Origin of the sequence: Streptomyces sp. SID3343 (assembly GCF_009865215.1) — a bacterium.
Taxonomy (GTDB): domain Bacteria; phylum Actinomycetota; class Actinomycetes; order Streptomycetales; family Streptomycetaceae; genus Embleya.
Genome location: NZ_WWJX01001494.1, coordinates 1 through 4,444 on the forward strand (window position 1 = coordinate 1; position 4,444 = coordinate 4,444).

The 4,444-nt window shown below is 73.6% G+C and carries 2 protein-coding genes; both read right to left on the reverse strand.

Annotated features, from left to right (window positions below; genetic code table 11):
• The coding region (locus tag GT354_RS47455) for a beta-ketoacyl synthase N-terminal-like domain-containing protein (protein ID WP_272924037.1) at nucleotides 1-2,035 on the reverse strand (2,035 nt) is incomplete at its 3' end.
• 5 nt (nucleotides 2,036-2,040) lie between these two features.
• On the reverse strand, nucleotides 2,041-3,936 hold the full coding sequence (locus GT354_RS47460) for an SDR family oxidoreductase (protein WP_237536168.1): 1,896 nt from the start codon (nucleotides 3,934-3,936) through the stop codon (nucleotides 2,041-2,043).
• Nucleotides 3,937-4,444 lie beyond the last annotated feature (508 nt).

Consider the following 4,444-nt stretch of genomic DNA (forward strand, 5'->3'; position numbering starts at 1 on the left):
CCCGGCGGGCGTGGTCGAGCCGCTTGAGCGCGAGCACCACGGCCGCGTTGCCCTCGGCGCCGGGAAGTCCCAGTTCGCGGGCGACCGCACGATGGACCACGGTGGAGGCCAGGTCGACCGCGCCCACCAGGGCCGCGTCGCTCGCCCCGCTGCCGATCGCGTCGACGGCGAGTTCGAGCGCGCGGATCCCGGACGCCTCCTCGGCGCACAGCGCGACGCTGGTGTCGGTAAGCCGAAGTTGCGCGCTGATCCGGTTGGCGGCGATGTTGCCCAGGCCGCCGAGCGACCACGGGGGACAGTTCAGCGGATCGGCGACGCGGTCCTGGGACGAGGCCTCCGCGGCCGCGGCCCGACGGGCGTCGAGCGTGGTGCGGTTGTGCCAGACCGAGAATTCGGCGTGCACGGTCGCGCTGTTGACCCCGACGAGCACCATGGTGCGTTCCTCGGGCAGCGACACCGCTCGGGCCGCGTCGCGGGCGGCCTCCAGGGCCAACAGGTGTTCGCCGGACGTCTGGAGCATGTCGTTGGGCGGCATGCGCAGGCCGTCCACCCGCAGTTCGACCGTGCGCGGCGGCCGCAGTCGTGGTTGACCGTGCATCAGTGCCTCGACGAAGTCGCCGGTGGTGTCGCCGTCGCCGACGCGGGCGCCGACGCCGACGATCGCCACCCGGTGCCGGTCCCGCTGTGCGGCGAGGCCGGGCAGCGCGGCGCCGGCGAACGACGTGGACTCGCGATCGGAGGTGTTCCAGGCGTCCACCACGAGGTGGGCGTTGACCCCGCCGAAGCCGAATCCACTGACCGCGGCGCGCCGCAGCCCCTGCCACTCCTCCGGTTGGGCCGGCGGACGCAACGGCGTGCCCCGCAGGGCCTCGTTGGTCTCGTCGGCACCGACGGTCGGTGGCACCGTGCCGTGTTCCATCGCGCCCAGCACCTTGAGCAGGGCGGCGCCGGAGGCGGCGGTGAGCGGGTGACCGAGGTTGCCCTTCACCGAACCGATCGGCAGGTCGGTGCGTTCCGCGAAGATCCGTGCCGCGCAGCCCAGTTCCACGGTGTCGCCCACCGCGGTTCCGGTGGCGTGGCACTCCAGCAGGGACACCGTCTTGGGGTCGATCCCGGCGGCGGCGTAGGCGAGTTGCATCGCGCGTTGCTGCTGGCCGCCGTCCGGGACGAGCATGCCGCCCCGGCCACCGTCGTTGGTGGCCCCGATGCCGCGGACGACACCGAGGATCGGCACGTCCGCCGCGAGCGCGTCGGCCAGCCGCATCAGCGCGACCATGGCGGTCCCCTCGGCGGGGACGAGGCCGTCGGCCTCCCGGTGGAAGGGCCGCGAGCGTCCGCTGGGACTGAGCGCCCCGAGTCGGCCCATGCCGTGGCTGATGATCTCGGGCGCACCGCCGTTGAGGGCGCCCGCGATCATCACGTCCGCCTGCCCGAAGTGCAGCTTGCGGCACGCGAGTTCGATGGCGTACAGCACCGAGGCGCAGGCGGCCTCCAGGACCACGGCGCCCCCCTGCAACTCGAACGCCTGGGCCACGAGTTGGGCCGGGAGTCCGAAGCAGAAGCGACTCGCCGCGATGGGCGGGTGGTCGTCGTGGCGGGGCCACTGCGCCCTGACTTCGGCCGGCTGCGAACGCAGCCAGACGTCCTCGGCGTAGGCGGTCATCGACGTGGTGGGGCACGAGATGTTGCCCAGCACCAGGCCCGTACGCCGCTGCCGGCCGAGTCGACCCACCTCGGCGAGCGCCTGCCGGGTCGCGTGCATGACCCAGCGGACGGTCGGATCGAGGCGGGTGACCTCGTCGGCGTCGATCGCGAGACCGGACGGGTCGAAGCGGTCCTCGAACCCCGTGACGTGGCCGAACACGGTGCTCGCGGGATCCGCCCCGCTCCATTCGGGACCCGCTGCCGAGCGCCCGATGGAGAACGGGGTGAGCCGCACCGCACCGGACACCACGGTGTCCCACAGTTCGCCCGGATCGTTGGCCCCGGGCAGGACGCAGCCGCGTCCCACGATGGCGATCGGAGGGAAGTTCATGCCCCTCACGCGTCCGTCGAGATCAGCGCGCCGGCGCGCTGCGGGGTGGACAGGTCCGGGCGGTAGACCATCTCGACGCCGCCGAACACCGCGAGCACCCGCTCCGCGCCGTCCCGGCCGGTGGTGAGCCAGATGTCGCAGATGGCGTTGTCGGTGCCCTGGGTGACGCTGTGTACGACGCACCGCACGGGCGCGTCGACCGGTCCGGTCGCCAGCAGGCGCACCTCGCGGATGCCCATCGGCAGCGCTTGGACGCTGGCCGAGGACAGCACCCACAGGGCGGCCATCTGGAGCGCGCCGTCCATCACGAGCGTGTCGGTCTGCCACGTGTCGTGCGGCCAGTTCAGCGTCCGCATGCCGACGAGGTCGGAGCCGGCCCCGGCGGAGCTCAGCCCGGTGATCGTGCTGATCGTGTGGAAGAGCGGTCCGTGGAAGAGCATGGCCCCGTCGTAGACGGCGCTGCCGGGGTGCTCCTCGAACGTCTCGTCGACCGGCAGCGCGGGCGGGGCCGCGAGGGCTCCCTGCTCCCCCGGTCCGGCGATCGCCGAGTAGTACAGGGCCCCTTCGGGGCTCTTGAGCTCCAGGCGCAGCAGGTCGTCGGCTCCGGTGCCCTCCGGGCGCGTGTGGAGGTGGAGGCGGGTCTCCTCGACGGCGAACCGGTCCAGCGCGATGGTGCGCATGACCCGCAGGTCGCGGAGCAGGAGCGATTCGTGGGCGGGCATCGCCGCACGGGCGGCCCGGGTGAACCATTCGAGCACCAGCGCCACCGGTACCACGGGTCGGCCGGCGATGCTGTGGTCGATCAGGTAGGGGTGGGTGTCGGCGCCGACTCGGATCTCGGTCGTCCTCGGTCGGTCCGTCGCCTCGACGGCGGTACCGGCGGCTCCGGCGGCCAGCGAGACGCAGGCCGGGCCGCTCTGTTCGAGTTCGGTCATGAACGCCCGGACGCCCACCGCCTCTTCGAGGAGCGGGACGCCCAGCCGACGGAAGTGCTCGGCGTGTGCGGCGGAGACCATGCCGGCGGCCCACGGGCCCCACGCCACGGCCCTGACGACGGCGTCGGGTCGGCGCAGCGCCTCGGCCGCGGTGATCTGCTCCATGGCCTGGTTGGCGGCGGCGTAGTCGCACTGACCGGCGGTGCCGAGCCTGGCGCTGACCGAGGAGAACGCGCACACCAGGCGCACCGGGTCGTTGTGGGTGAGGTCCAGCAGGTTGCGGAAGCCCAGGACCTTCGTGTCGTACACGCCGGCGAACTGGGCCTCGGTCTTCGCCGAGATGTTGTGGTCGGCGATCACGCCGGCCGCGTGGATGATTCCGGTGATCGGTCCCCAGTCGCGGCGCACGTCGGCGAGCACCTCGGCGATCCGCTCGCGGTCGGTCGCGTCGGCGGTGACGTATCGGGTCTCCGCTCCCGCGCCGGCCAGCAGGTCCGGGTGGCGCGGATCTCGCGGGAGGCGAGCACCCGGCCGGAGGCGACGGCGAGTTCGGCCAGCGTGGGTGTGGCGCCGGTGGCCGAGTCGGGACGGCTGCTCAGCACCTGTCGGATCGCGGTCTCGTCCGCGGCGGCGCGCAGTTCGTCGTCCTCGTCCAGGGGCCGGGTGCGCCCCAGGAGCAGCAGCTTGGGTCGGTGGGCGCGGGCCAGGGCCAGTACGCACGCCGCGGTGATGCCGCGGCCTCCTCCGGTGACGACGACCACGGGGTCGGGCCCGAGGTCGAGGTGCCGCGGCGCGGCGGGGGTCTCGGTGGTGCCGCGGAGCAGGGCGCGCGAGCCGTCGGCCGACAGGGCGACGTCGGTGGTGTCGTCGCCGTGCAGGAGTTCGGCCGCGATGGCCTGGGCGATGTCCTGCGGCGCGCGCGAGGCGCGGTCGATGTCGATCGTCTTGATCGACGCCTGGGCCCATTCGTTCGCGGCGGTGCGGGCGAGCGCGGCGATTCCCGCGCAGCCCTCGCGGCCGCGGACCCCGGTGCCGCCGAAACCGCCTCCGGTGTCCTGGACGACCACCAGCAGGCCGCCTCGGCGTTCCATCGCCTCGGCGATGGTGCGCATCGTGGTGAAGACCTCGCGGGTGGGTGCGTCGGCGTCCTGCGCGGCGTCGATGTCGCGCAGCCCGGCCAGGGTGATCACGGCGGTGGAGTCGGCGGTCACCCGGTCCGCGACGGTGGCCTTGACGCCTTCACGGCGCAGGGTTTCGGCGAGGCATTCGGCGACGCCGGCGCCGTCGTCGGTGATCAGCAGCGGTTGGTCGCGCAGCCCTTTGAGGGGTCCGCCCGCGGCCTTGTCGGTGGGAACCAGCGTCGTGCCGGTGCGTAGCACCGTGAACTGCGGGCCGTCGTCTCTGGCCTGTGCGGGGATCTGTTCCTGTGGTCGGGGGGCCGGGGTCGCCGCGGCGGCGGGTGGGGCGGGTGCGG